Below are 603 nucleotides of genomic sequence, written 5' to 3'. Positions count from 1 at the left end.
CTTCTGCATCCAGATAGGTAGTGACTTGGTTGACGTCATCATACAAAAAACGATCCTGCCAGTAGCCTTGTGGGGTATTGACCGAGACCACCCGCCCCCGGTTGTCATACCCCATCGACACATCCGTCGAATCCGTGTCATGCCAGCGGGTCATATAGCCACGGGGATCATATTCGTGCCACAGGTGACTGAACTGAAATGAATGGCATTCTGACAGGTAATTTTGTGCGTTGTACTGACAGGTGACCAGCGTCTGGCGCAGTTCTTCAGTCAGGTACTCGACAGAAGCCAACCGGTTCTGGTCGTAGTCCAGTAATAAGCGATAACCATCGGAATGGATAACCTGTGACAGCCGGTATTGTTGCTCTCCAAAGGGATCATCATAATGGAAGGTGATTTGGTTATTGTGACGGTCACGGATCGCAGACAATAACCGTTTATCACCTGCCGGCTGTTCAAAACTCTGCGTTAATTGTGTCTGACGATCAAACAGGTGTAATCCGCCTGTTAACGTGCCAAACAGCAGATAATGCCCGGCATGCAGGTTAACCGAGAACACGTTTTCATCCGGCGTATGGAAGGTGTAGACAACCCCATCCGCAT

1 pseudogene is annotated in these 603 nt (G+C 49.9%); it reads right to left on the bottom strand.

The features are described 5' to 3' along the window. Positions 1-603: pseudogene (locus Xenpb_RS20600) on the bottom strand (RHS repeat protein); the annotation flags it as partial.

This window comes from Xenorhabdus sp. PB62.4, from assembly GCF_014467285.1.
In the GTDB taxonomy this organism is placed as follows: domain Bacteria; phylum Pseudomonadota; class Gammaproteobacteria; order Enterobacterales; family Enterobacteriaceae; genus Xenorhabdus.
This window is presented reverse-complemented; position numbering and strand designations above follow the sequence as displayed.